The sequence below is a fragment of the Pseudomonas violetae genome (genome assembly GCF_023072615.1).
Classification (GTDB): Bacteria; Pseudomonadota; Gammaproteobacteria; order Pseudomonadales; family Pseudomonadaceae; genus Aquipseudomonas; species Aquipseudomonas violetae.
Genome location: NZ_JAKNRW010000004.1, coordinates 170,063 through 192,658 on the forward strand (window position 1 = coordinate 170,063; position 22,596 = coordinate 192,658).

Sequence of the window (22,596 nt, forward strand, 5' to 3'; positions counted from 1 at the left end):
GCTCAAAACTCGTTCTGCAGTGCCTTGTAGCCGCGCACCAGGTCGATGTTGGTACGCGCCACGTCCTCGGAAAACTCCGAGGCATTGACGCTCACCGGCGGGAACTGCGACAGATCGGTGCCGGTGCCGATGCGCGTAGTGGACGGCACATAGAAGGCGTCGGGTAAGTCCCGGCCGTCCACTACCGAATTGTGTCGAACCACGCAGCCGTGACCGACCATGCAGTTGAACAATACGCTGTTGAAACCGATGAACACTCGGTTGCCGACAGTGCAGGGGCCATGGACGATGGAGCGGTGGGCGATAGAGGTGAACTCGCCGATGGTCACCGCTGCGCCGGACTTGGAATGGATCACCACGCCGTCCTGAATATTCGAGTTGGCGCCGATGGTGATCGGCTCCATCTCGCCCGAGGCGTCGACTTCGTCGGCACGAATCACTGCATAGGGGCCGACGAATACGTTGTCGCCGATCAGCACTTTACCGCAGATGATTGCGGTTTTATCCACGTAGGCCGATTCCGCAATTACCGGCAAATCACCTGAGGGATTCTTGCGGATCATGGCTTGCTCAACGCGTTGTAAAGGGTGTTTAGGTTGTATTCGAACAGACCGGTAAAGGTACTGGCCTGACCGGTTGCCGCGAGTGCATCGGAGTACAAGGTGCCACCGATGTGCGCGCCGCTTTCATGGGCAATCTGCTTGAGCAGGCGCGCGTCCTTGATGTTTTCCATGAACACCGCTTTGACCTTGGCCTGGCGAATCTGGGTGATCAACGCAGCCACTTCGGCGGCCGACGGTTCACGCTCGGTGGACAAACCCTGAGGCGCCATGAAGTTGATGTTGTAGGCCTGACCCAGATAACCGAAGGCGTCATGGGAGGTGACGATCTTGCGATTGCCTGTTGGCAGCGAACCGAGTTTGGCCTTGGCTTCGGCGAGCAGGGCGTAGATCCGTTTTAGGTACACCTGGCTGTTGCGCTGGTAGTCGGTTTTGTTCGCCGGGTCGGCAGCGATCAGTGCTTTGGTGATGTTGGCGATGTATAGCTCCGCGTTCGCCAGGTTGTGCCAGGCGTGCGGATCGGGGATGGTTTCGCCGTCCTCATCCAGTGAGCGCGGGATGACGCCGTGGCTGGCGCTGATCACCGGGGCATTGGTTTCGGTACTGGTCACCAGGCGATCCAGCCATGGTTCGAAGCCGAGGCCGTTCTTGATGATGAGCTTGGCCTTGAGCAAGGCTTTGGCATCGTCCGGGGTCGGCTCATAGGTGTGGGCGTCGGCGTCCGGGCTGACCATGTTGGTGATCTGGATATGATCGCCGCCGACCTGATGGGTCATGTCGGCAAGGATGCTGAAGCTGGTGACCACCTGCAGTTTCTCAGCGGCAGACACGGGCATCGACAGCATCAAACTCAATAGCACGAGTAAAGCGCGCATCGGTAAACACCTCATTGGGATGTGAGCAAAGGCGGGCGGCGCAGCAAGCCGTGCACCGGACCGAAAACCACGGACAGCAGATACAAACCGCCAGCCACCAGCACAATCGCCGGGCCGCTGGGCAGCGAGTTATAGAACGACAGCAACAACCCGAACCACACCGAGAGGCAACCGAGCACGGCGGAAATGGCTATGAGCACTGGCAATCGGCGGCTCCAGAAGCGCGAAGCGGCCGCGGGCAACATCATCAAACCGACCACCATCAGCGCGCCTATCGCCTGGAAACCGATTACCAGGTTTAACACCACCAGGGTCAGGAATACGCCATGGGCGAGTGGCCCAAGACGGCTGACGGTTTGCAGGAAGAGCGGGTCGAGGGTGTCGAGCAGCAGCGGTTTGTAGATCAGCGCCATGGCGATCAGGCTGAAGCCGGAGACCCACAACATGCCGTTCAATGTCGGGCCATCGACGGCCAGCGCCGAGCCGAACAACAGATGCAAAAGGTCCAGGCGCTTGCCGGCAAAGCCGAGGATGAGCACGCCGCTTGCCAAGGAGATCGGGTAGATCGCGGCGAGGCTGGCGTCTTCTCGCAGGCCGGTGCGGCGGGTGATCCATGCGGCGAGACCCGCCATGCTTAGGCCGGCACCGAGGCCGCCAATCGTCAATGCGGGAAGACTCAGACCGGCGAACCAAAAACCCAGCGCGGCACCGGGCAAGATGCCGTGAGCGACGGCATCGCCGATAAGACTCATGCGTCGCAGAATCAGAAACACCCCCAGCGGCGCAGTACTGCAGGCCAGTACCAGACCTCCGAGCAGTGCCCGACGCATGAATACGAACTCTTGGAACGGCTGCCAGAGGTGGGCGGCGGCAATCATCGAGCCACCTGTGTTTGCGGTTGTGGGCGAATCAGTTCGGTGCTTGGTCCGAGCGTGCAGCCGGTGCTTTTGATCAGCAGCGTTTGGGGAATGTGTTGGCGAACGGCGGCCAAGTCATGGCACACGACGACGAGTGTTCGACCGTCGGCGTGCCAGGCGTGGATGTGTCTCCAGAGCAGTTCCTGGCCGAGTTCATCGAGTGCGGCGTCGGGTTCGTCGAGTAGCAGTAATGGTGCTTCGGCGAGACTTAGCCGGGCGAGCAGCGCACGTTGTAATTCGCCGCCTGAGAGCGCCATCAACGGGCGATTCTCCAGGCCTGTGAGGTACCAGTTTTCCAGCGTTTTTTTGAGTCGCTGATTACGGAGCTCAGGCGATTGTTTGCTGCCCCAGAATCCGGCGGCCACCAACGCTTGCAGACTGATCGGGAACTGGCGGTCCAGGTGTTGTTGCTGAGGGAGGAACGAGAGGCCGCCCTTGCGTGGAACATCCAGAACTATTTTGCCCGCCAGTGGTTTTTGCAGTCCAGCGATGACTTTCAGCAAGCTGCTTTTGCCCGAGCCGTTGGCACCGATGACGCCGGTGAGGCTTCCTTTGGCTAACTCGAAATTCACAGCGGGCGTGAGTGGTTGACCGGGTGCGCCCCAGCGCAGGGATTGGCAGCGGATCATGCGGCCTCCCAGTTAAAGCGACTTTCGGCGACAGCGTCATGGGCGTGGAGGCTTTCGGCGTGCACCACTCGCACGTGGAATCCGTGGATGCCTGGGGAGCGCTTCAGCGCCAGGTTCAAGCGTCGCGCGGCGTCTTCACAGAACATCAGGTTCTGCCCATTGGCCAAGGCGAACGCTTGTTCGTCGGCGCGTTTTACGGCGGTTTGCACGGCTGTGCCGAGGGCGGCTTCGGCGTCGTTGATGAGCGCGATCAATGGCAACTCATCGAGATAGTCGTCCAGGCACAGCTGCAGTTGAGCGGTGCTGCGTTGACTGTGCGGTGTGGCGACGATGCCTTTTGTAGAACCGAGCCAGGCCAACACATCGGCGTGCTGCAACGGCGTATTGGTGAAATCATTGACGAATTGTTGTTGTATCAGTTGGCGCGAAAGCGCTGCTGAACACGGGCAGGTGGAGGAATAAGGCACGGCGATTTTTAGTTCCACGTGGAACATCGTGTTTTTCAAACTGGCTTCGATGCTGACCGGATAGGTCTTCCAACCGGCCAACGGGCTGATAAGCGCAGGTCTTTTGAGCAGCAAATGGGTGTGAATTTTCAAATAGGCGTTGTCGGATAAGCCTTCATGAGTCTCAAGAAAACCCTGCAAAACGTTGCGCAGTAACCGGGGGGTGAGGTTTTCCCGGTCAAGTATTCCCAGCGCTAGATACAGCCGCGACATATGGATGCCACGCGCCTCACCATCGTCCAGACTCACGCCGGCATCCGCCGTGGCGCTCAGCCGTTGGCCATCGAATAAAACAGGAAGAGCAATGCCGCACATGCCCACCCACTCCAGTGGCAGGGCTTGGCGTGAGGCCTGCGCGGCGATATCCGGCAGAGTCAGCGCATTCATGAGCAGGTCCATCGTGGGAGTTGATCTACAATGTTATATTATAACATAGAAAGCGGCGATGCCTTTTTCACGAGAGGGCATTCAGCGTGCGCAGACGGCACTTGGTTCGCGGCGTCCGGCGCATCGGTGTTGCGTGTCCGAGGGCGGCGCGATATCGGCCACTGCACGCTTCATGGCGGCAGCGGGGCAGAAAAAAGCGCAGGTTTAGCAGCCAGCAACGTGGCTACAGATGGACTTGCCGCTGCTGCCGGAGTTGGAAAAGCTTTTCAAGCATCGTGCCCTTCGTAGTGGGGAACAGCAGGGGCTGGTTTTTTTGTGTTGTTATAATATAACATTAAACGTGTTCGCCTTTATGCCCCAAGAACGTGAAGAGCTGCGCAACGCCATCATCGGGCGATTTGGCCGGCTACATCCTGTGAGGAATACCTGATGCCCCATCGTCTTCCTGTGACCGTCCTGTCGGGCTTTCTAGGCGCCGGCAAGAGTACGTTGCTAAATTACATACTACGTAATCGGGACAACCTACGCGTCGCTGTGATCGTGAACGATATGAGCGAGATCAACATCGATGGCAGCGAAGTCCAGCGTGATGTCAGCCTGAACCGCGCCGAAGAGAAACTCGTGGAAATGAGCAATGGCTGCATTTGCTGTACGTTGCGCGAAGATTTGCTGGAAGAGGTGGGCAAACTTGCCAAGGACGGTCGCTTCGATTACCTGCTGATCGAGTCCACCGGCATTTCCGAGCCGCTCCCCGTAGCGGAAACCTTCACCTTCCGCGACGAAGAAGACCAGAGCCTGGCCGACATCGCCCGGCTCGACACCATGGTCACCGTGGTCGATGGCATGAACTTTCTGCTCGATTACCAGGCCGCCGAAAGCCTCGCATCCCGTGGCGAAACCTTGGGCGAGGAGGATGAGCGCTCGATCACTGACTTGCTGATCGAGCAGATCGAATTCGCTGACGTGATCCTGATCAGCAAGATCGACTTGATCAGCAGCAGCGAGCGCCAAGAGTTGATTGCGATTCTTGAGCGACTGAACTCCCAAGCGGAAATCATCCCAATGGTCATGGGAGAAGTCCCGTTGAACAAAATCCTGAACACCGGCCGCTTTGACTTCGAAAAAGCTGCCCAAGCCCCAGGCTGGCTGCAGGAATTGCGCGGAGAGCATGCGCCGGAAACCGAAGAATATGGCATCGCTTCCACGGCTTATCGCGCGCGCCGGCCGTTCAATCCGCAACGTTTTTTCAGCTTTATCGACCGCCCGTGGGTGAACGGCAAATTGCTGCGCTCCAAGGGTTTCTTCTGGCTGGCCAGCAAGCACATGGACGCCGGGAGCTGGTCCCAGGCAGGCGGTTTGATGCGCCACGGTTTTGCTGGTCGATGGTGGCGTTTCGTGCCGAAAACCGAGTGGCCGCAGGACGAAGAAAGCACCGCCGGAATCATGGAGAACTGGACCGCGATGACGGGCGATTGCCGCCAGGAGCTGGTGTTCATCGGCCAGAACATCGACTTCGCACAACTCACCGCCGAGCTCGATAGTTGCCTGCTCACCGACGATGAAATGGCCCAAGGCATCGAGGGCTGGCATCTGTTGCCGGACCCGTTCGGCCCTTGGCACGAAGAGGCTGCCTGATGTTCACGTTCATCCCAGCGAAGGCGCCTGTCCGGGAAAAACGTCAGCACCACGGAGCAATGCCTAAAATCCTGACGAAAATTCTCCACGACGACGCCAATCTAGCGGTCTGGCAGCGCCAACTCCCAGTGCACATCGCCGACTTCGCCACTTTGCTGCTGTCGTTGAACGAACCGCTGGCCGAGTCGCTCTCTCTGGAAATGGCCAACGAGGACGCCGAACCCAACCTGCGTGGACTGGCCTCAGGCTTCAGTGACCTGGAAGGCTACGAAGGCTTCATCACCGACGTGACCTGGCTGGTCAGCGCTTTCGCCTGTTTGCTCGGTGCCAAGCGTATCGGCCTGCGCCTGCGGGTGCTGGACTCGGCCATGTGCCCGCGTTTCCACGTCGATCATGTGCCGGTCCGGCTGATCACCACCTACGCCGGTATCGGTAGCCAGTGGCTGAAAGAGGGGGCGATGGATCGCCGGCAACTGGGCAAACCCGAGGCCGAACCGCAGTCGCCGGTCCAGCAAATCAACAGCGGTGACGTGGCGCTGCTCAAAGGCGAGAAGTGGCACGGCAACGAAGGCTTCGGCCTGATCCACCGTTCACCGCAACCAGCGCCGGGGGAGCGCCGGCTGATCCTGACACTTGACTGGTTGAGCTGACGTTTCAGGGTTTGAGCCAGTTGCCCTGGCTCTGCGCCTCGCAAAACGGCTGCAAATACGCCGCGTCGGTGGCCACGCCGTAATAGTGAATATCCTGGCGGTAAGGCATATTGGCGACTTGGGCGTTGCTGCACACGCCGAAGGCACCTGTGGGGCATTGGTCGATGTAGTGCACATCGACTTTTTGTCCGGGAAGGTTCGGCTGGCAGAAACCATCGGCGAAGAGTTTTTCCGGGATGTTGCGGTTCTGTTGGCAGACTTTCACGTCGAGCCGTTCCGCCGTGCTATGTACCACGCACGCCTGGGCCAGGGTCTCGCCCGACACCAATGCCAGCAGCAACGACAATCCCGTCAACCGCATCCCTTACCTCCTCAGAAAACTTCGACCATGTTGCAGAACATTCCCACGCACGTCATTGCCGGGCCCTTGGGCGCTGGCAAGACCAGCCTGATCAAGCACTTGTTGGCCCAGCGACCAGCGGCCGAGCGCTGGGCGGTGTTGATCAACGAGTTTGGCCAGATCGGCCTCGACGCCGCACTGCTGAGCCAGGACGCCGATGGTATCGCACTGGGTGAAGTGGCCGGGGGCTGTTTGTGTTGCGTCAATGGTGCGCCGTTCCAGATTGGCCTCGGTCGATTGCTGCGCAAGGCGAAGCCGGATCGGTTGTTTATCGAACCCTCCGGGCTGGGGCATCCGGCGCAGTTGCTGCGGCAATTGAGTGAGGCGCCGTGGCAAGGTGTGTTGGCGGTTCAGCCATGTGTCCTGGTTCTGGATGCCCAGGCGCTGGCGGCCGGGAAGCCGTTGCCAGCGGCGCAGCAGGAAGCGCTGAGCAGTGCCGGTCTGTTGCTGCTGAACAAGTCAGAAGGACTTGAGGCGAGCGATCGTCAGCAAATCGCTGCGTTATTGCCGGTGCGTCCGCTGTATTGGACACAGCAAGCGGTCATGCCATTGAGCGCGTTGCCGGGGCTGGAAAGTCAGGCAGTTGCGGGTGTGCATAACTTTGTCGTGCCCAAGGGGTTGGGGCAGATGCCGGCGATCTGGACTGATCCTGTGTTGCCGATTTGCTTGAGCCAGGCGCAGGAAGGCGGGTGGAGCATCGGCTGGCGCTGGCATCCAAGCCAGACATTTGATGTCGCGCTCATTGGTCGGTGGCTGGAAAGCCATAGCTGGCGGCGGGTGAAGGGGGTTATCCACAGCATCGATGGTTGGGTTTCAGCGAATGCGCTGGATAGCTCGGCGCTGGATTGGCAGCCGAGTGAGTGGCGGCAGGATTCGCGGTTGGAGCTGATTTTCAGTGAGCCGCAGGATGTGTCGGTGTTGCAAAGAGGTTTGGCCGACTGTCGGTTGGGTTGAAGATCAAAAGATCACAGCCTTCGGCGGCGCCCACATGCGCGTATGAGCTGCCGAAGGCTACGACTTTTTGATCTATGGGCGCCACTTCGTGTGTTCCTGGCGCCACTGACTCATTTCAATCACTTCCCCACGAGGTTTCACCACATCGACCACCGGTGCGACGTCATCTGACGGCATCGGGTAGGGCGCCAGCTCAATCTGCGCGCTGTGCACACCAAACTGGGTGATGGTCCCGTTATGTCGAGTCTCGCCAGTCACTGTGAATTCGAAGTTGTACACCCGCGCCAGGCGTCGACGGCCGTTCGCATCTTTGATAAAACCGATTTTTTTCAACGCAACATTGCCGTCCAGCAGCTCGATCTGGAGCTTGGCGCAATGCTGCTTGACCCGCTCCAGCGCCCGCTCGCGCAAGCCGTGGTTGTGCCACAGCCACGCGGCGCCGGTGGCCAGCAGCATCAGCACGAAGATATTTCCGAGGGTCAGCATCAACAGGGTGCTCCAACAAGATAGTGCCAGCTTAACTGCGTCGCCGGTCTGTCGTACAGGCTGCGTTTAGTCGCATACTGCGCGGCTCGAATTTCAATCGTTTTACGGAAAACTCACCGCATGAAACGTACCCCCCATCTGCTCGCCATCCAGTCTCACGTTGTGTTCGGCCACGCCGGCAACAGCGCCGCGGTTTTCCCGATGCAGCGGGTCGGGGTGAATGTCTGGCCGCTTAACACCGTGCAGTTCTCTAACCACACGCAATACGGGCAATGGGCCGGTGAAATCCTGCCGCCGCATCAGATTCCCGAGCTGGTGGAAGGCATCGCTGCGATTGGTGAGCTGGGTAATTGCGATGCCGTGCTGTCCGGCTACCTCGGCAGCGCGGCCCAAGGGCGAGCGATCCTCACAGGCGTGGCGCGGATTAAGTCGATCAATCCCAAAGCGTTGTACTTGTGTGACCCGGTGATGGGCCATCCTGAGAAGGGTTGCAGCGTGCCGGCCGAAGTCAGCGATTTCCTGTTGGAAGAAGCGGCAGCTGTCGCCGACTTCATGTGCCCGAATCAGCTGGAGCTCGACAGCTTCTCGGGGCGCAAACCGCAGTCGCTGTGCGATTGCCTGGCCATGGCGCGAGCTCTGTTGGCGCGGGGGCCGAAGGCTGTGCTGGTCAAGCATCTGGACTATCCGGGCAAACCGGACGACGTTTTCGAGATGCTTTTGGTGACTGCGACCGAGAGCTGGCACCTGCGCCGGCCTCTGTTGGCATTTCCGCGTCAGCCGGTGGGCGTGGGTGACTTGACGTCCGGACTATTTCTGGCCCGCGTGCTGCTGGGTGACACTCTGGTGGCGGCGTTCGAGTTCACTGCGGCGGCGGTGCATGAAGTGCTGCTGGAAACCCAGGCTTGCGCCAGCTATGAGCTGGAACTGGTGCGGTCGCAGGACCGGATCGCCCATCCGCGGGTGCGGTTTGAGGCGATGCCGATCAGCTTGTAACGCAGCGCAGCGCAAAAGATTTCCGCCTGCGGCATACCCCTTAGGGGCTACCGCCGGCGGCGATCTTCGATTAAGCGTCGCCTTTGATTTCCTGATAACGCTTTTCCAGCTCCTGGCGAATCTGCCGACGCTGCTGTGCCTGCATGAAACGACGCTTGTCTTCACTGTTCTGCGGTTGCAGTGGCGGGACCACGGCCGGTTTGCGCTGGTCATCCACCGCGACCATGGTGAAGAAGCAGCTATTGGTGTGGCGTACCGAGCGTTCGCGAATGTTTTCGGTCACCACTTTAATGCCCACCTCCATCGAGGTGTTGCCGGTGTAGTTTACCGACGCCAGGAACGTCACCAGTTCGCCGACATGAATCGGCTCGCGAAAAATCACCTGGTCCACCGACAGGGTCACCACGTAGCGGCCGGCATAACGGCTGGCGCAGGCGTAGGCCACTTCGTCGAGGTATTTGAGCAGGGTGCCACCGTGGACATTGCCAGAGAAGTTGGCCATGTCGGGAGTCATCAATACCGTCATCGACAGTTGGGCGTTTCCGGGTTCCATAACGTTCTCACGGGTCAAGGCAGGATTTCGGGAGCGCACCTCTGCGGGCGCGTGGTCGGCTTTTCATAACCAACAGTTATCGGGACGCCGGGTAAGGGGGTGCCGTCACGCCTGGATCGATCTGTTTCCATATATTGCACTGCCTTTCTGCCCGAAGTCGCGGTGTTACGCTCCGGAAAGTCGAACTCAGGAGCCCCACACCATGCATGCCATCAGTTTCATACAGGACCTGGCAGTGATCATGTTGGTCGCAGGTGTGGTGACGGTGCTCTTCCACCGCTTCAAACAACCGGTCGTCCTCGGCTACATCGTCGCCGGCTTCATCATAGGCCCGCACACGCCGCCGTTCGGCTTGATCCACGATGAACAAACCATCAAGACCCTTGCGGAGCTGGGGGTTATTTTCCTGATGTTCTGCCTGGGCCTGGAGTTTAGCCTGCGCAAGCTGTTCAAAGTCGGAGCCACGGCGTTTATCGCGGCGTTCCTGGAAATCGTACTGATGATCTGGATCGGCTACGAAATCGGCCGCTGGTTCGACTGGAACACCATGGACTCGTTGTTCCTCGGGGCAATCCTGGCGATTTCTTCGACCACCATCATCGTCAAGGCTCTCAACGACCTGAAGATGAAGAACGAGCGCTTCGCACAGTTGATCTTCGGTGTGCTGATCGTCGAAGACATCCTCGGCATCGGCATTATCGCCTTGCTGTCGAGTATCGCGGTCAGCGGCACGGTCAGCTCCGGCGAAGTGTTCTCCACGGTCGGCAAACTCTCACTGTTCATGATCGTCGCACTGGTCATCGGCATTCTGCTGGTGCCACGGCTATTGGCCTACGTGGCCAAATTCGAAAGTAACGAGATGCTGCTCATCACCGTGCTGGGCCTGTGTTTCGGCTTCTGTCTGCTGGTGGTCAAACTCGAATACAGCATGGTGCTCGGTGCATTTCTGATTGGCGCGATCATGGCTGAATCCCGGCAATTGCTGAAGATTGAGCGCTTGATCGAACCGGTTCGCGACCTGTTCAGCGCAATTTTCTTCGTGGCCATCGGGCTGATGCTAGACCCGATGATTCTGCTGCAATACGCCTGGCCCATCGCGGTGATCACCGTGGCGGTGGTGCTGGGCAAGGTGTTGTCCTGCGGCCTGGGCGCGTTTATTGCCGGCAATGACGGACGCACCTCACTTCGGGTCGGGATGGGGCTTTCGCAGATTGGTGAGTTCTCTTTCATCATCGCGGCGCTGGGCATGACCTTGCAGGTCACCAGCCACTTTCTCTATCCGGTGGCGGTGGCCGTCTCGGTCCTCACCACGTTGCTGACGCCGTATCTGATCCGCGCGGCTGACCCACTGTCGATCAAGTTGGCGGCGGTCATGCCGCGGCGCCTGAGCCGTGTCCTGGGGATGTATGGCGAATGGCTGCGCAGCATTCAACCTCAGGGCGAGGGCGCGCTGCTGGCGTCGATGATTCGGCGGATTCTGTTGCAGGTGGGCGTCAACCTGGCGCTGGTGATCGCGATCTTCTTCTCGGGTGCGTTCTTTGCCGAGCGCATGTCGGCTCACCTGCAAGTCTGGATCGGCGACCCGAGCTGGCAGAAGGCGTTGATTTGGGGCGGGGCGTTGCTCTTGTCGCTGCCGTTTCTGATCGCCGCCTATCGCAAGCTCAAGGCGCTATCGATGCTGCTCGCAGAGATGGGCGTGAAGCCGGAGATGGCCGGCCGCCACACGCAGCGAGTGCGACGGGTGATCGCTGAAGTGATCCCGATTCTCTCGCTGCTGGTGATCTTCCTGCTACTGGCAGCCTTGTCGGCCAGCATTCTGCCGACCAATAAGTTACTGGTGCTGATCGCCGTGGTCACGGCCACTGTGGCGGCGCTGCTCTGGCGCTGGTTCATCCGTGTGCATACGCGCATGCAGGTGGCGCTGCTCGACACGCTGGACAACCACAATGATTCAACTGGCCACTGATGTCCTGTAGCAGCCAGCGTCCGACTGCGCAGTCTTCGGCAGCGGCTACAGGGTGTAAGTCAGGGATATCAGCTTTCCAGCCAGACGTCCCGTGCCCAGTGCCAAACCGACTCCCAGGTCTCTTCGGCAATCAGCTCTTCTTCTGCCTGCCAAAGCACCACGGTGCCGTCTTCTTCGACGCAGTAGTAGTCGTCGCCATCCTGGCAAATGGGGATCAGGCTGCGGTCGACGCCGGCGTCCCAGGCGTTGGCTGCCACGTCCGGTAGGTAGGTGTGGGACTGCGGGTCGGTCACCGTTACCGGTTCAAGGCTACCGTAGACCACGTCGCTGACGGTCAGCAAAAATTCTCTGAAGACGAATGGAATATCGATGAACAGTTGCTCTTCGATCTCCACCAGTATGTCTTCGTCAGGCAGCTCCAAGGGGACTGGTACCGGCTCGTTGGCTTCACGCAGTTGTTCGATGATTTCTTCCACGTCCGGGATCCTCTTGCTGTTGGCGCGGTTTGGTTGGGGCGGTTTATACAGTAGCTTGCTATAGATGCAACCGCGAAATAGAAAACCCCAGCCGAGGCTGGGGTTTTTATTACAGCATTTTTAACGCAGGGGTGATCAGCCGTTCTGGCGGATACCGGCTACCAGCCAAGGCTGGTTCTCGCCCTGTGGACGTTCCATGTTCCAGCTTTCGCTGAACACTTCGCCCTGGTCGAAGCGCGAAGTCTTCGACACACCGCTGAAGGTCAGGGTGGCGATGGTTTTGTCTGCACGATCATCCACGCCGTCCAGTTGAACACTGAGGTTATCAATGTAGGTGGACTGGAAAGCGTCGCCCAGATCGGCGCGTTCGCGCTTCAGGAACTCCAGCAGTTGCGGGGTCACGAATTCGGCGATCTTGTCCATTTCGTTAGCGTCCCAGTGCTGCTGCAGGGACTGGAAGTGGTTGCGAGCTGCTTCAATGAAGTTTTGTTCATTGAACCAGGCTGGCGCATTGATCACCGGACGCGCGGCAACGGGTGCTGCTGCACCACCGAATATCGAACCGCCGGCAGGCTTTTGTTCGAACGCTTCACGTTGCATCGGCGCGTGACCAGCCGGAGCCAGGTGCTCCTGCTGCTTGCGACGACGAGCGGCGATGAAACGGAACACCAGGAAGGCGATGACCGCCATGATCAGGATGTCGAAGATCTGCATGCCCTGGAAGCCGCCGCCCATGAACATGGAGGCCAGCAGGCCACCGGCAGCGATGCCGGCAAGAGGGCCGAGCCAGCGCGACGCACCGCCGGCCTTGGCAGCGGCGCCAGCGGCACCGGCCGCGCCAGCAGTGGCAGCAGCGCCACCGGCAGCAGAAGAAGGAGCCATTTGGCTGGTCTGGTGAGTCGGCGCAGCGCCGGAGCTCTTGCCGCCACCAAAGCGCTTGGCGTTGGCGTCGAGGCTCATCGTCAAGCCGATGCACAACGCCATGGCGATGCTAAGAAAACGTTTCATAAAGGGAATTCCCATTTGTGGAAGGCACGCGCGCCATGTTGCACAGCTGAAGTGTTACTGGCTAGCGGCAGAGTGTTTCGGGCTTTTGCCTGACAGGTTTCGTTCAGCTTCGTCGCGGCAATAAGGGTATGTACTTTCTTCTGTAGGAAAAAGGGATGGGTTCGCAGGGAAATGGGACCGTGTGGGAGCGGCGGTGCGACGATTCGGCTTGCTCGCGAAAGCCATTCAGCATTGATGCAAGCTGACACACCGTATTCGCGAGCAAGCCCGCTCCACATAAAGGGCACCCCTGCAGTTCCCTAGATGGCTTCCAGCTTGGCGTAACCCAGCATCAGCCACTTACTGCCTTCGCCAAAATTCACCTGAACCCTGGCCTGGGCGCCGGCGCCTTCGAAGTTGAGGATCACGCCGTCGCCAAAGATTGAGTGACGCACCGTCTGCCCAAGGCTGAACCCGGTTTCCGGAATCTCACTGCCACTGAACAGGTTGCTGCCACTCATCGACTGGTTGCCGCCGAAGGGCCGGCTGACGCTGTTCGACAAGCGCACTTCCTGAATAAGGCCTTTGGGAATCTCCCGTACGAAGCGCGAAACCTTGTTGTACGTTTCGCTGCCATACAGGCGGCGGGTTTCGGCGTAGGTCATCACCAGATTCTGCATGGCACGGGTGATGCCGACGTAGGCCAGACGCCGCTCCTCTTCAAGGCGACCAGGTTCTTCCAGGCTCATCTTGTGCGGGAACAGGCCTTCTTCCATGCCCACCAGGAATACATAAGGAAATTCCAGGCCTTTGGCGCTGTGCAGCGTCATCAGTTGAATGCTGTCTTCGTGCTCGTCGGCCTGGGTGTCCCCGGCCTCCAGCGAGGCGTGGCCGAGGAATGCAGCCAGCGGCGTCAGGTCCTCGTCTTCCTCGGTGTTTTCGAAGTTACGAGCAGCGCTGACCAGTTCCTCAAGGTTTTCCACCCGAGCCTGGCCTTTTTCGCCTTTTTCCGCTTCGTGGTAGGCAATCAGCCCGGACTGCTCGATAACGGTCTGGGTCATCAGGTGCAGCGGCATTTCCATGCACTTGGCGGCGAGGTTCTCGATCAGCTCGATAAAGCCGCCCAGGGCGCCAGCAGCCCGGCCGGTAAGGCCTTTGTTGGCCACCAGCAGGCGCATGGCTTCCCACATCGACACGTCGCTATGGCGCGCATGCTCGCGGATCGCTTCAACGGTTTTCTCGCCGATGCCACGGGCTGGCACGTTGATTATCCGTTCCAGAGCCGCGTCGTTGCCACGGCCTTCCAGTAACCGCAGGTAGGCCATGGCGTTCTTGATTTCCGCACGCTCGAAGAAACGCTGGCCGCCGTAGATACGATACGGGATGCGCTCGCGCAGCAAGGCTTCTTCCAAAACGCGGGACTGGGCGTTGGAGCGATACAGAATTGCAATATCACTACGTGCCAAGCCGGTCTTTAGCGCGCTTTCGATGGTTTCGACAACATAACGCGCTTCATCGTGCTCGTTGAACGCCGCGTACAGGTTGATCGCCTCGCCATCGACGCCATCCGTCCACAGTTCCTTGCCGAGACGCCCGGTGTTGTTGGCGATCAGGGCGTTAGCCGCTTTGAGGATGCCGGCGGTGGAGCGGTAGTTCTGCTCCAGGCGGATGGTTTGTGAATCCGGGAAGTCGGAAGAATATTGATGAATGTTTTCGATCTTAGCGCCGCGCCAGCCGTAAATCGACTGGTCGTCGTCGCCCACTACCATAAGGCTGTCCCCGCCCTTGCCCAGCAGGCGCAACCAGGCGTACTGCACAGCGTTGGTGTCCTGGAACTCGTCCACCAGAATGTGCCGGAAGCGTTTTTGATAATGCGCCAGCAGGCCCGGGTGATCACGCCACAGATCGAGGGCACGCAGCAGCAGTTCGGAGAAGTCGATGACACCTGCCCGCAGGCATGCGGCCTCATAGGCTTCGTAAATGCTGCGCATGGTCGCCAGGAACAGGTCGCCACTGGCCTGGATGTGTTGTGGTCGAAGGCCTTCGTCTTTCTGCCCGTTGATGAACCATTGCGCCTGGCGCGCTGGCCAGCGTTGTTCGTCCAGCCCCAGCTCGCGGATCACCCGCTTGACCAGTCGCTGCTGGTCATCGCTGTCAAGAATCTGGAAGGTTTGGCTCAGGCCTGCTTCCTGCCAATGCGCCCGCAACAAGCGGTGCGCCAGGCCGTGGAAGGTGCCTACCCACATGCCGGCCGGGTTGATACCCATCAGCTGCTCGATGCGATGACGCATCTCGGCAGCGGCCTTGTTGGTAAAGGTCACCGACAGGATCGAGTGGGGTGAGGCGTTCTCGACCTGGATCAACCAGGCGATACGGTGCACCAGCACTCGGGTTTTACCGGAACCAGCACCGGCCAGGACCAACTGACGACCCACGGAGGCAGCTACGGCCTGGCGTTGGGCATCGTTGAGGGAGTTCAGCAGAAGGGAGAGATCATCGCGCATCGGGGCATTCTAGGGTGCGCCGTCACACCGGGCAAACCGAGCTTTGCATTAGCCGATGAAAGACGCACGGATGACGACCGGTCAGTCACCGGCTGCAAGCGCTGGCGGGCCTTGCTCTGCGGCTTTTCAGGGGGTAACTGCAACCGCAGATTTCATCTTTTTTATCGTGGGCGGCGGTTTGGTCCAGCCACTTGCTTGTGTATGCTCCTTCGACGATTCGGGCTCAAGCTCATCATTATAAGAACAAGAATATTGCCTATGACCCTCAGCATCGACGTGTCGGGCCCCTCCGTGGAGCCCCGGGTTATCCGCAGACAATACGCCATGGAAATGGCGGTGGAACGCACCCGTCTGCTTTACCAGGGATCGCTGCTGCCTACCTTGTTCATGCTGATCAATGGCCTGGTCTGCGCCGGCCTGCTCTGGAGCCCGCAGCGCTACTTCCTGGTCAGCTTCTGGCTGGTATGGTTGCTTTCACTGGTGGCGCTGCGGGTGATCCAGGTCGCGGCTTTCGATTCGGCGATGCCCAACCGTCAGGCGCATCCGGTCTGGCGCCGCATGTTTATGCTCGGCTCGGGCCTGACCGGCTTGACCCTGGCAGGTGCCGGTATTGCGCTGGTCCCGGCGGACACCTTTATCCAACAAGCCTGGGTATTTGGCCTGATCGGTGCGGCAGCGTTGTCGGCTAGCGTTGCATATGCCGTAAGCCTGCCGGCGTTTCTCTCCTTTACTTTGCCCTGTCTGTTGCCGGCGATCGCCTATCTGTTCTGGGGCGGTGATGAGCAAGCCCAAGGCTGGGGATGGTTCGGCCTGATTTTGTTGGGGGCGTTGAGTGTGGTCGCCTGGCAGGTCAACCGGCTGATCGATCGGGGCTTGCTGCGTCGCTTCCAGAATCAGGCGCTGATCGAGCACCTGCAGCAGGCTCAAAGCAGCAGCGATCAACTTAATCAGAAGTTGGCCAGGGAGGTTGAGCAGCGTAGTTGCGCTGAAGCTGAACTAAGGGCCATTCAGGCCGGCCTGGAAGGCCGTGTTGCCCAGCGCAGCCTCGAACTGGACTTGGCCAACCAGGCCCTCAGTAAAAGCGAGGCGCGCCTGGCGTTGGCGTTGAAAGCCAGCGAGCTGGGGTTGTGGGACTGGAACCTGCAGACGGACGAAGTCCATCACACACAGCTTCAGGAATTATTCGGCCTGGAGCCAGAGTTGGTGACCGCCATGCTTCGCCATCTCAAGCCACGCCTGCATCCCGAAGACCTGCCAGCGCTCAAGCGCGCGTTGGTGGAACACCTGAAGGGTCGCAGTGAGGACTATCAGATCGAATATCGCGTACGCCACGGCGACGGTCACTGGGTGTGGATTGAAGATCGCGGGCGGGCGGTGGAGCGCGGCGAGAATGGCCGGGTGGTACGCATGGTCGGGACTCGCCGCAACATCAGCGTCAGCAAGAACCTGGAAGCGCAACAGCAACTGGCCGCAACGGTTTTCGAGGCGGCCAGCGAAGGCATTGTGATTTTCGATCCAAATTACGCCTTGATTGCGGCCAATCAGGCCTTCTGCCGGGTGACCGGCTATGAGATCGACGACATTCTCGGGCTTAGCGTTGTCGATCTGCCGTGCAGCCGAGATGCCCGTCGGCACTACAGCGCCATCCGCCAGGCACTGGAACAGCATGGCAGCTGGCAGGGCGAACTGGTGGAGACCCGTAAAAACGGCGAGCTCTATCCGCAGTGGTTGCAACTAAGCGCGGTGCGGGATAATCGGGGAAATGTAAGTCACCTCGTGGGCTTCTTCGCTGATCTTTCGGCCCGGCGCGAATCCGAGGAGCGCATGCGTTTTCTCACCCATTACGACGAGCTGACGGGCCTGGCCAACCGGTCACTGTTCCGCGAGCGCCTGCGCGAGGCTCATCATCGCATGCGTCAAGGCGGGCGCAGCCTGGCGTTGCTGCACATCAATCTGGACAGGTTCAAGTTGCTGAACGAAAGCCTGGGCCATGATATTGCCGATGAACTATTACAGAAAACGGCCCGCAGACTGGTGAGTGCACTGCCCGAGGCCGACACCATTGCACGCTTGTCCGGCGACGAATTTGCCGTGCTGTTCGACAACTACGCCAACCTCTCCAGCCTGGCGCGCGTGGCGACCCGGTTGTCGGCCAAATTGCGTCTGCCGTTGACCATCGACGGACATGAGCTGGTAGTCAGTGCGTCCATGGGCATCAGCATGCTGCCGGACAACGCCCGGGAAATCTCCGCGCTGGTCAGCCAGTCGAACATGGCCATGCAGCATGCCAAACACCTGGGCGGCAACAATTTCCAGTTTTACACCGAGAGCCTCCAGGCCAGCACCCTGGAGCGGTTGCAGCTGGAAAACCAGCTACGCAAAGCGATCGATGAGAAGCAGCTGAAAGTTTTCTACCAACCCAAGCTCTGCCTCGCCACGGGACGCCTGAATGCCGCCGAAGCATTGGTGCGCTGGGATCATCCCGACAGGGGGTGTGTGTCGCCTGCGGAGTTCATCGGTCTGGCCGAGGAAACCGGATTGATCGGTCCTATAGGCGAGTTCGTCTTGCGCCAGGCCTGCTGGCAAGCGTGTGAGTGGCAGCGTCAGGGGCTCGAGCCGATCCGTGTTTCGGTGAATCTCTCGGTGCACCAGTTGCGTCAGGGCAAGTTGGTCGGCCTGGTGCGGCAGGTGCTGGAAGAAACCGGGCTGGCACCGCAATACCTAGAACTCGAACTGACCGAAAGTCAGTTGCTGGACAGCGTCGAGCACATTATTTCGACATTCCAGCAGCTCCGTGATCTGGGCGTGAAGCTGGCGATCGACGACTTCGGCACCGGCTATTCTTCCCTCAGTTACCTCAAGCGCATACCGGTGGACTACGTGAAAATCGACCAGACGTTTATTCGCGGCCTGGGGGAGGGGCAGATGGATGCGGCGATCACCCGGGCGATCATCGCCATGGCGCATGGCTTGTCGCTGAAGGTGGTGGCTGAGGGCGTCGAACGACCAGAGCAACTCGAGTTTCTTCGGGGCGAACAGTGTGACGAGGTCCAGGGCTACCTGATCAGCAAGCCAGTTGAGGCGCAACGGCTGGCGGACCTTCTGCGATTGCAAGGCGTGAAGTAAATCGGCGAAGGCGTAATTGCCGCTACATGGAGCCATGCTCGGCTGAAAACGAGGGATTCGGTTACGGATTGAGCAGGCAAAAAGCCGATTCATGTAGTATAACTACAAGCTCGCTACATCCCGGCGCCAGCCAATAACAAAGAGTCCAGAACCTTGAATCTGTTGCAACACATCGCCCAGTCACGCCACCTCTTACGCAAGTCGGAGCTCAAGGTCGCCGACCACGTGCTGCTTGACCCGGCGGCGGTGATGCACAGTTCCATGGCCGACCTGGCCCACAGCGTGGGCATCAGCGAACCGACCATCGTGCGGTTTTGTCGGGCCATCGGCTGTTCCGGTTTCCAGGACCTGAAACTCAAGCTCGCGCAGAGCCTTGCGGCGGGCGCGAGTTTTGGACAGTTTGCGATTCACGAAGACGATTCAGTCGCCGACTACAGCCTGAAAATTTTCGACACCACCCTGCATACCCTGATGGAGGTCCGCGAGCGGCTGGACCCAATCGAGTTGCAGCGCGCCGTGACGCTCATGTCCCAGGCCCAGCGGGTAGAGTTCTACGGTTTTGGTGCCTCGGGTGCAGTGGCGGCGGACGCCCAGCACAAATTCTTTCGTTTGCTGCTGACGGCGGCGGCGTATTCCGACCCGCACATGCAGGCCATGTCGGCGGTGACCCTGAAGCCGACCGATGTAGCGATCTGCATTTCCCAATCAGGGCGCTCGAAGGATTTGCTGATTACGGCGAACCTGGTGCGTGAAAGCGGTGCTTCGCTGATCACCCTCTGCCCGAGCCAGACTCCATTGGCCGAGTTGTCGACCGTCAACCTGGCGATTGATGTGCATGAAGACACCGAAATCTACACGCCACTGACCTCACGTATTGCCCACCTGGTGGTGATCGATGTATTGGCGATGGGCGTAGCCATGGCGCGCGGCCCGAGCCTGGTGAACCACCTCAAGAGCGTGAAGCGCAGCTTGCGCAGCTTGCGGTTGTCACCCAAGTCGGTGAAAGCGCTGGACGATTGATTTTGATTTAAGAGGGAGGGAAGGTCGTTCCGACCTTCATTCGCGAGCAAGCCCGCTTCCACAGGGTTGTGGGCAGTTCAATCATTTATGTACAGCGCAGCTGATCCTTGTGGGCGCGGGCTTGCTCGCGAAGGCGTCTTAAAGGCGCCAATATTCACACCTCTGTAACGCGCAAGCCGCAAAACCGTCATCCCTCGCGCCTATCTTGAAACTCCCGTAATCGCCTTGGGAGACTCGAAATGGCCCAGCCCTACGAAGAACGCAACAGCGCCGTCAAAACTCGTCGTCAGCAGGAAGACCAGCGCCGCATGGAGTTTCGCCGCGCCATCGAAGACCGCTGCGAGCGCCGACAGTTGCTGGCAGAAATCGGCAGCTTTGCTGACGAGCTGGAACTCAATTACTGGCAGGCAGCGCCCGCAGCTTCCCGTCGAAACGCTCAACCAGGGCGCTGATCTGCACCCGCTCACTGCGGATAAACGCAAGGAACGCGTGAGCCACCGGTGACAGGCGCTTCGCCTTGGCCTGCACCAGGCACCAACTGCGGTACAGCGGCAGTTCCTCCACTGGTAGCTCGATCAAGCCGCCGGTCGCCAGCTCCAGGTTCAGGGCGTGACGCGTCAACAGCGCCACGCCCAAACCTGCCAGTACACATTCGCGCTGGGCTTCGGCGGACGAGACTTCCTGAGACTGGGTGAAGTGCACGCGTTTTTCCTTGAAGTATTCCTCGCATGCCAATCGAGTGCCGGAGCCGGATTCGCGAAGGAGCAGGGTATAAGGCTCCAGATCCTGCAAGCGCAGCGGGCCCATATGGCACAGCGGATGATCCGGTGGCGCCACCGCGACAATCGGATTGTTCAGAAAAGGCAGGAATTCGAGCCCCATGTCCTGTGGCACCATGGACATGATCACCAGGTCATCGCGGTTATCCGACAGGCGCCGAATGACCTGCCCGCGATTGACCACCGTCAGCTGCAGATTGACCTCCGGGTGCTGGCGTTTGAACGCAGCAAACAAATGGGGCACGAAATACTTGGCGCTGGATTCCACCGCCAGCTTGAGCTGCCCCTGCAGCGAGCCCTGCATGTCCGACAGCTGCATGTCGAGGTTTTCCAGGCGGCCGAAAATGTCCCGGCTGGCGCGCTGAAGTGCTTCGGCGGCTTCGGTCATGTAGAGTTTTTTACCGACATAATCGAACAAGGGCTGCCCGATCAGCTCTTCAATCTGTCGAATCTGCAGGCTGACGGCTGGCTGGGTGAGCGACATTTCCTCGGCCGCGCGGCTGTAGGACCTGAGATCACACACCTCATTGAAGATCTGTAATTGACGCAATGTCATACGCATCAAAGACTTACGCATTTTTTTTCGCTCTGAATCATGGCCGGTAGAACAACTATAAGTCTTTACTTATGCCTGACCCAATTATTATTCATTTTTGTTAATCCCTTGTGAGCGCTAGTGTGGGCTTGCGACCAGATTGAAACATTTGGTCACTCGTCGACCTGGTCTAGCAGGTTGTGGGCAGCACCGGCTCAAGGGAAATTCCAAGTGATAAAAAAGATCCTGATCGCCAACCGTGGTGAGATTGCCGTACGAATCGTACGTGCCTGCGCCGAGATGGGCATTCGCTCGGTCGCGATCTATTCCGACGCCGATCGGCATGCCTTGCATGTGAAGCGTGCGGATGAGGCCCACAGCATTGGTGCCGAGCCATTGGCCGGTTATCTGAATGCGCGCAAGCTGGTGAACCTGGCGGTAGAAACCGGATGCGATGCACTTCACCCCGGCTACGGCTTCCTCTCGGAAAACGCTGAACTGGCAGATATCTGCGCCGAGCGTGGGATCAAGTTTATCGGTCCATCGGCTGAAGTGATTCGGCGCATGGGCGACAAGACTGAAGCGCGTCGCAGCATGATCAAGGCCGGAGTGCCGGTCACACCCGGCACTGAAGGCAACGTCGCGGATATCGCGGAAGCGCTGATCGAAGGCGACCGCATCGGTTATCCCGTGATGCTCAAGGCCACTTCCGGTGGCGGTGGTCGTGGTATCCGTCGCTGCGACAGCCGGGAAGAACTTGAACAAGCATTCCCGCGAGTCATTTCCGAGGCGACCAAGGCCTTTGGTTCGGCAGAAGTGTTCCTGGAAAAATGCATCGTCAATCCCAAACACATTGAAGCGCAGATCCTCGGCGACAGCTTTGGCAATGTAGTGCACCTGTTCGAGCGCGACTGCTCTATTCAACGCCGTAACCAGAAGCTGATCGAGATCGCCCCGAGCCCGCAACTGACCCCGGAACAGCGCGCCTACATCGGTGATCTGTCGGTGCGCGCAGCCAAGGCCGTGGGTTACGAGAACGCCGGCACCGTGGAGTTCCTGCTCGCCGAAGGCGAGGTGTACTTCATGGAGATGAACACTCGGGTGCAGGTGGAACATACCATCACCGAAGAAATCACCGGCATCGACATCGTGCGTGAGCAGATCCGGATCGCGTCCGGCCTGCCGCTTTCGGTGAAACAGGAAGACATCCAGCACCGCGGTTTTGCCCTGCAGTTCCGGATCAACGCCGAAGACCCGAAGAACAACTTCCTGCCGAGCTTCGGCAAGATCACCCGTTACTACGCACCCGGCGGCCCCGGCGTACGGACCGACACAGCGATCTACACCGGCTACACCATTCCGCCGTTCTACGACTCCATGTGCCTGAAGCTGGTGGTCTGGGCGTTGACCTGGGAAGAAGCGATGGACCGTGGCTTGCGCGCCCTCGACGATATGCGTCTGCAAGGGGTCAAGACCACCGCCGCGTACTATCAGGAAATCCTGCGTAACCCTGAATTCCGTAGCGGCCAGTTCAACACCAGTTTCGTTGAAGCCCACCCTGAACTGACCAACTACTCGATCAAGCGCAAACCCGAAGAGCTGGCCCTGGCCATCGCCGCCGCCATCGCCGCCCACGCAGGCCTGTGAGGAATAGAACA

At 59.4% G+C, this 22,596-nt stretch carries 22 protein-coding genes; 10 read left to right on the forward strand and 12 right to left on the reverse strand.

Going from position 1 to position 22,596, the window contains the following annotated elements; translation table 11 throughout:
* Positions 1-2: 2 nt before the first annotated feature.
* The 5 genes from L9059_RS07420 to folE2 are packed head-to-tail and all read right to left on the reverse strand — an operon-like array spanning position 3 to position 3,874.
* Positions 3-563, reverse strand: a complete 561-nt coding sequence (locus L9059_RS07420) for a gamma carbonic anhydrase family protein (protein WP_247289697.1) — start codon at positions 561-563, stop codon at positions 3-5.
* Positions 560-1,435, reverse strand: coding sequence for a metal ABC transporter substrate-binding protein (locus L9059_RS07425; RefSeq protein WP_247289698.1), 876 nt, complete (start codon positions 1,433-1,435; stop codon positions 560-562). Before L9059_RS07425 ends, L9059_RS07420 begins: the two co-directional genes overlap by 4 nt.
* 11 nt (positions 1,436-1,446) lie before the next feature.
* A complete protein-coding gene (locus tag L9059_RS07430) occupies positions 1,447-2,313 on the reverse strand; it encodes a metal ABC transporter permease (RefSeq protein WP_247289699.1) in 867 nt (288 codons plus the stop codon).
* The gene (locus L9059_RS07435) at positions 2,310-2,981 is read right to left on the reverse strand and encodes a metal ABC transporter ATP-binding protein (RefSeq protein WP_247289700.1); all 672 of its coding nucleotides are present in this window, start codon (positions 2,979-2,981) and stop codon (positions 2,310-2,312) included. Before L9059_RS07435 ends, L9059_RS07430 begins: the two co-directional genes overlap by 4 nt.
* Complete coding sequence (gene folE2 / locus L9059_RS07440; protein ID WP_247289701.1) at positions 2,978-3,874, reverse strand: GTP cyclohydrolase FolE2; 897 nt, start codon at positions 3,872-3,874, stop codon at positions 2,978-2,980. Before folE2 ends, L9059_RS07435 begins: the two co-directional genes overlap by 4 nt.
* 229 nt (positions 3,875-4,103) lie before the next feature.
* On the opposite strand from folE2, the gene L9059_RS07445 reads away from it, so the two are divergent.
* The 3 genes from L9059_RS07445 to L9059_RS07455 are packed head-to-tail and all read left to right on the forward strand — an operon-like array spanning position 4,104 to position 6,159.
* A complete protein-coding gene (locus L9059_RS07445; RefSeq protein ID WP_247289702.1) occupies positions 4,104-4,304 on the forward strand; it encodes a hypothetical protein in 201 nt (66 codons plus the stop codon).
* A complete protein-coding gene (gene zigA / locus L9059_RS07450; RefSeq protein ID WP_247289704.1) occupies positions 4,304-5,509 on the forward strand; it encodes a zinc metallochaperone GTPase ZigA in 1,206 nt (401 codons plus the stop codon). Before L9059_RS07445 ends, zigA begins: the two co-directional genes overlap by 1 nt.
* Before the next feature lie 59 nt (positions 5,510-5,568).
* Positions 5,569-6,159, forward strand: coding sequence for a DUF1826 domain-containing protein (locus L9059_RS07455; RefSeq protein WP_247290025.1), 591 nt, complete (start codon positions 5,569-5,571; stop codon positions 6,157-6,159).
* Between the two features lie 4 nt (positions 6,160-6,163).
* Here L9059_RS07455 and L9059_RS07460 read toward each other — a convergent pair whose 3' ends face one another.
* Positions 6,164-6,520 carry an NADH:ubiquinone oxidoreductase gene (locus L9059_RS07460; protein ID WP_247289706.1) on the reverse strand — a complete coding sequence of 119 codons (357 nt, stop codon included), beginning with the start codon at positions 6,518-6,520 and terminating at the stop codon, positions 6,164-6,166.
* A gap of 27 nt (positions 6,521-6,547) precedes the next feature.
* Here L9059_RS07460 and L9059_RS07465 point away from each other — a divergent pair, with 27 nt between their 5' ends.
* Entirely contained in the window at positions 6,548-7,513 is a 966-nt protein-coding gene (locus L9059_RS07465) for a CobW family GTP-binding protein (protein ID WP_247289708.1), read from the forward strand.
* A gap of 72 nt (positions 7,514-7,585) precedes the next feature.
* On the opposite strand, the gene L9059_RS07470 is transcribed toward L9059_RS07465, so the two are convergent.
* Positions 7,586-7,999 carry a DUF3301 domain-containing protein gene (locus L9059_RS07470; protein ID WP_247289710.1) on the reverse strand — a complete coding sequence of 138 codons (414 nt, stop codon included), beginning with the start codon at positions 7,997-7,999 and terminating at the stop codon, positions 7,586-7,588.
* Between the two features lie 120 nt (positions 8,000-8,119).
* Here L9059_RS07470 and pdxY point away from each other — a divergent pair, with 120 nt between their 5' ends.
* Positions 8,120-8,992: a pyridoxal kinase PdxY gene (gene pdxY, locus L9059_RS07475; RefSeq protein WP_247289712.1), complete on the forward strand. Its 873-nt coding sequence runs from the start codon at positions 8,120-8,122 to the stop codon at positions 8,990-8,992.
* 70 nt (positions 8,993-9,062) lie between these two features.
* On the opposite strand, the gene L9059_RS07480 is transcribed toward pdxY, so the two are convergent.
* Positions 9,063-9,545 (reverse strand): acyl-CoA thioesterase, encoded by a 483-nt coding sequence (locus L9059_RS07480; RefSeq protein WP_034149366.1) that lies wholly within the window; start codon positions 9,543-9,545, stop codon positions 9,063-9,065.
* 202 nt (positions 9,546-9,747) lie between these two features.
* Between L9059_RS07480 and L9059_RS07485 the strand changes: the two genes are divergently transcribed.
* Positions 9,748-11,511, forward strand: coding sequence for a cation:proton antiporter (locus tag L9059_RS07485; protein WP_247289714.1), 1,764 nt, complete (start codon positions 9,748-9,750; stop codon positions 11,509-11,511).
* A gap of 68 nt (positions 11,512-11,579) precedes the next feature.
* Here L9059_RS07485 and L9059_RS07490 read toward each other — a convergent pair whose 3' ends face one another.
* The 3 genes from L9059_RS07490 to uvrD form a co-directional block, all read right to left on the reverse strand.
* Positions 11,580-11,987 (reverse strand): SMI1/KNR4 family protein, encoded by a 408-nt coding sequence (locus tag L9059_RS07490; RefSeq protein WP_247289716.1) that lies wholly within the window; start codon positions 11,985-11,987, stop codon positions 11,580-11,582.
* A gap of 135 nt (positions 11,988-12,122) precedes the next feature.
* Positions 12,123-12,995 (reverse strand): Tim44 domain-containing protein, encoded by an 873-nt coding sequence (locus tag L9059_RS07495; RefSeq protein ID WP_247289718.1) that lies wholly within the window; start codon positions 12,993-12,995, stop codon positions 12,123-12,125.
* Between the two features lie 299 nt (positions 12,996-13,294).
* Entirely contained in the window at positions 13,295-15,478 is a 2,184-nt protein-coding gene (gene uvrD, locus L9059_RS07500) for a DNA helicase II (protein ID WP_247289720.1), read from the reverse strand.
* 258 nt (positions 15,479-15,736) lie between these two features.
* On the opposite strand from uvrD, the gene L9059_RS07505 reads away from it, so the two are divergent.
* The 3 genes from L9059_RS07505 to L9059_RS07515 all read left to right on the forward strand — a co-directional run bounded on the left by L9059_RS07505 (position 15,737) and on the right by L9059_RS07515 (position 20,076).
* Positions 15,737-18,604: an EAL domain-containing protein gene (locus L9059_RS07505; protein ID WP_247289722.1), complete on the forward strand. Its 2,868-nt coding sequence runs from the start codon at positions 15,737-15,739 to the stop codon at positions 18,602-18,604.
* Between the two features lie 153 nt (positions 18,605-18,757).
* Complete coding sequence (gene hexR / locus L9059_RS07510) at positions 18,758-19,624, forward strand: transcriptional regulator HexR (RefSeq protein WP_045060837.1); 867 nt, start codon at positions 18,758-18,760, stop codon at positions 19,622-19,624.
* A 239-nt stretch (positions 19,625-19,863) separates the two neighbouring features.
* Positions 19,864-20,076 carry a PA3496 family putative envelope integrity protein gene (locus L9059_RS07515; protein WP_247289724.1) on the forward strand — a complete coding sequence of 71 codons (213 nt, stop codon included), beginning with the start codon at positions 19,864-19,866 and terminating at the stop codon, positions 20,074-20,076.
* Here the strand turns inward: L9059_RS07515 and L9059_RS07520 are convergent.
* On the reverse strand, positions 20,018-20,980 hold the full coding sequence (locus tag L9059_RS07520; RefSeq protein ID WP_247289725.1) for a LysR family transcriptional regulator: 963 nt from the start codon (positions 20,978-20,980) through the stop codon (positions 20,018-20,020). The two genes, L9059_RS07515 and L9059_RS07520, sit on opposite strands and share 59 nt — an antisense overlap.
* A gap of 189 nt (positions 20,981-21,169) precedes the next feature.
* Between L9059_RS07520 and L9059_RS07525 the strand changes: the two genes are divergently transcribed.
* Positions 21,170-22,585: an acetyl-CoA carboxylase biotin carboxylase subunit gene (locus L9059_RS07525; protein WP_247289726.1), complete on the forward strand. Its 1,416-nt coding sequence runs from the start codon at positions 21,170-21,172 to the stop codon at positions 22,583-22,585.
* Positions 22,586-22,596: the final 11 nt, after the last annotated feature.

Coding starts and splice junctions, on each gene's coding strand:
- L9059_RS07420 (WP_247289697.1), bottom strand. CDS start 563: ATGATCCGCAAGAATCCCTCAGGTGATTTGCCGGTAATTGCGGAATCG.
- L9059_RS07425 (WP_247289698.1), bottom strand. CDS start 1,435: ATGCGCGCTTTACTCGTGCTATTGAGTTTGATGCTGTCGATGCCCGTG.
- L9059_RS07430 (WP_247289699.1), bottom strand. CDS start 2,313: ATGATTGCCGCCGCCCACCTCTGGCAGCCGTTCCAAGAGTTCGTATTC.
- L9059_RS07435 (WP_247289700.1), bottom strand. CDS start 2,981: ATGATCCGCTGCCAATCCCTGCGCTGGGGCGCACCCGGTCAACCACTC.
- folE2 (WP_247289701.1), bottom strand. CDS start 3,874: ATGAATGCGCTGACTCTGCCGGATATCGCCGCGCAGGCCTCACGCCAA.
- L9059_RS07445 (WP_247289702.1), top strand. CDS start 4,104: ATGGACTTGCCGCTGCTGCCGGAGTTGGAAAAGCTTTTCAAGCATCGT.
- zigA (WP_247289704.1), top strand. CDS start 4,304: ATGCCCCATCGTCTTCCTGTGACCGTCCTGTCGGGCTTTCTAGGCGCC.
- L9059_RS07455 (WP_247290025.1), top strand. CDS start 5,569: ATGCCTAAAATCCTGACGAAAATTCTCCACGACGACGCCAATCTAGCG.
- L9059_RS07460 (WP_247289706.1), bottom strand. CDS start 6,520: ATGCGGTTGACGGGATTGTCGTTGCTGCTGGCATTGGTGTCGGGCGAG.
- L9059_RS07465 (WP_247289708.1), top strand. CDS start 6,548: ATGTTGCAGAACATTCCCACGCACGTCATTGCCGGGCCCTTGGGCGCT.
- L9059_RS07470 (WP_247289710.1), bottom strand. CDS start 7,999: ATGCTGACCCTCGGAAATATCTTCGTGCTGATGCTGCTGGCCACCGGC.
- pdxY (WP_247289712.1), top strand. CDS start 8,120: ATGAAACGTACCCCCCATCTGCTCGCCATCCAGTCTCACGTTGTGTTC.
- L9059_RS07480 (WP_034149366.1), bottom strand. CDS start 9,545: ATGGAACCCGGAAACGCCCAACTGTCGATGACGGTATTGATGACTCCC.
- L9059_RS07485 (WP_247289714.1), top strand. CDS start 9,748: ATGCATGCCATCAGTTTCATACAGGACCTGGCAGTGATCATGTTGGTC.
- L9059_RS07495 (WP_247289718.1), bottom strand. CDS start 12,995: ATGAAACGTTTTCTTAGCATCGCCATGGCGTTGTGCATCGGCTTGACG.
- uvrD (WP_247289720.1), bottom strand. CDS start 15,478: ATGCGCGATGATCTCTCCCTTCTGCTGAACTCCCTCAACGATGCCCAA.
- L9059_RS07505 (WP_247289722.1), top strand. CDS start 15,737: ATGACCCTCAGCATCGACGTGTCGGGCCCCTCCGTGGAGCCCCGGGTT.
- L9059_RS07515 (WP_247289724.1), top strand. CDS start 19,864: ATGGCCCAGCCCTACGAAGAACGCAACAGCGCCGTCAAAACTCGTCGT.
- L9059_RS07520 (WP_247289725.1), bottom strand. CDS start 20,980: ATGCGTAAGTCTTTGATGCGTATGACATTGCGTCAATTACAGATCTTC.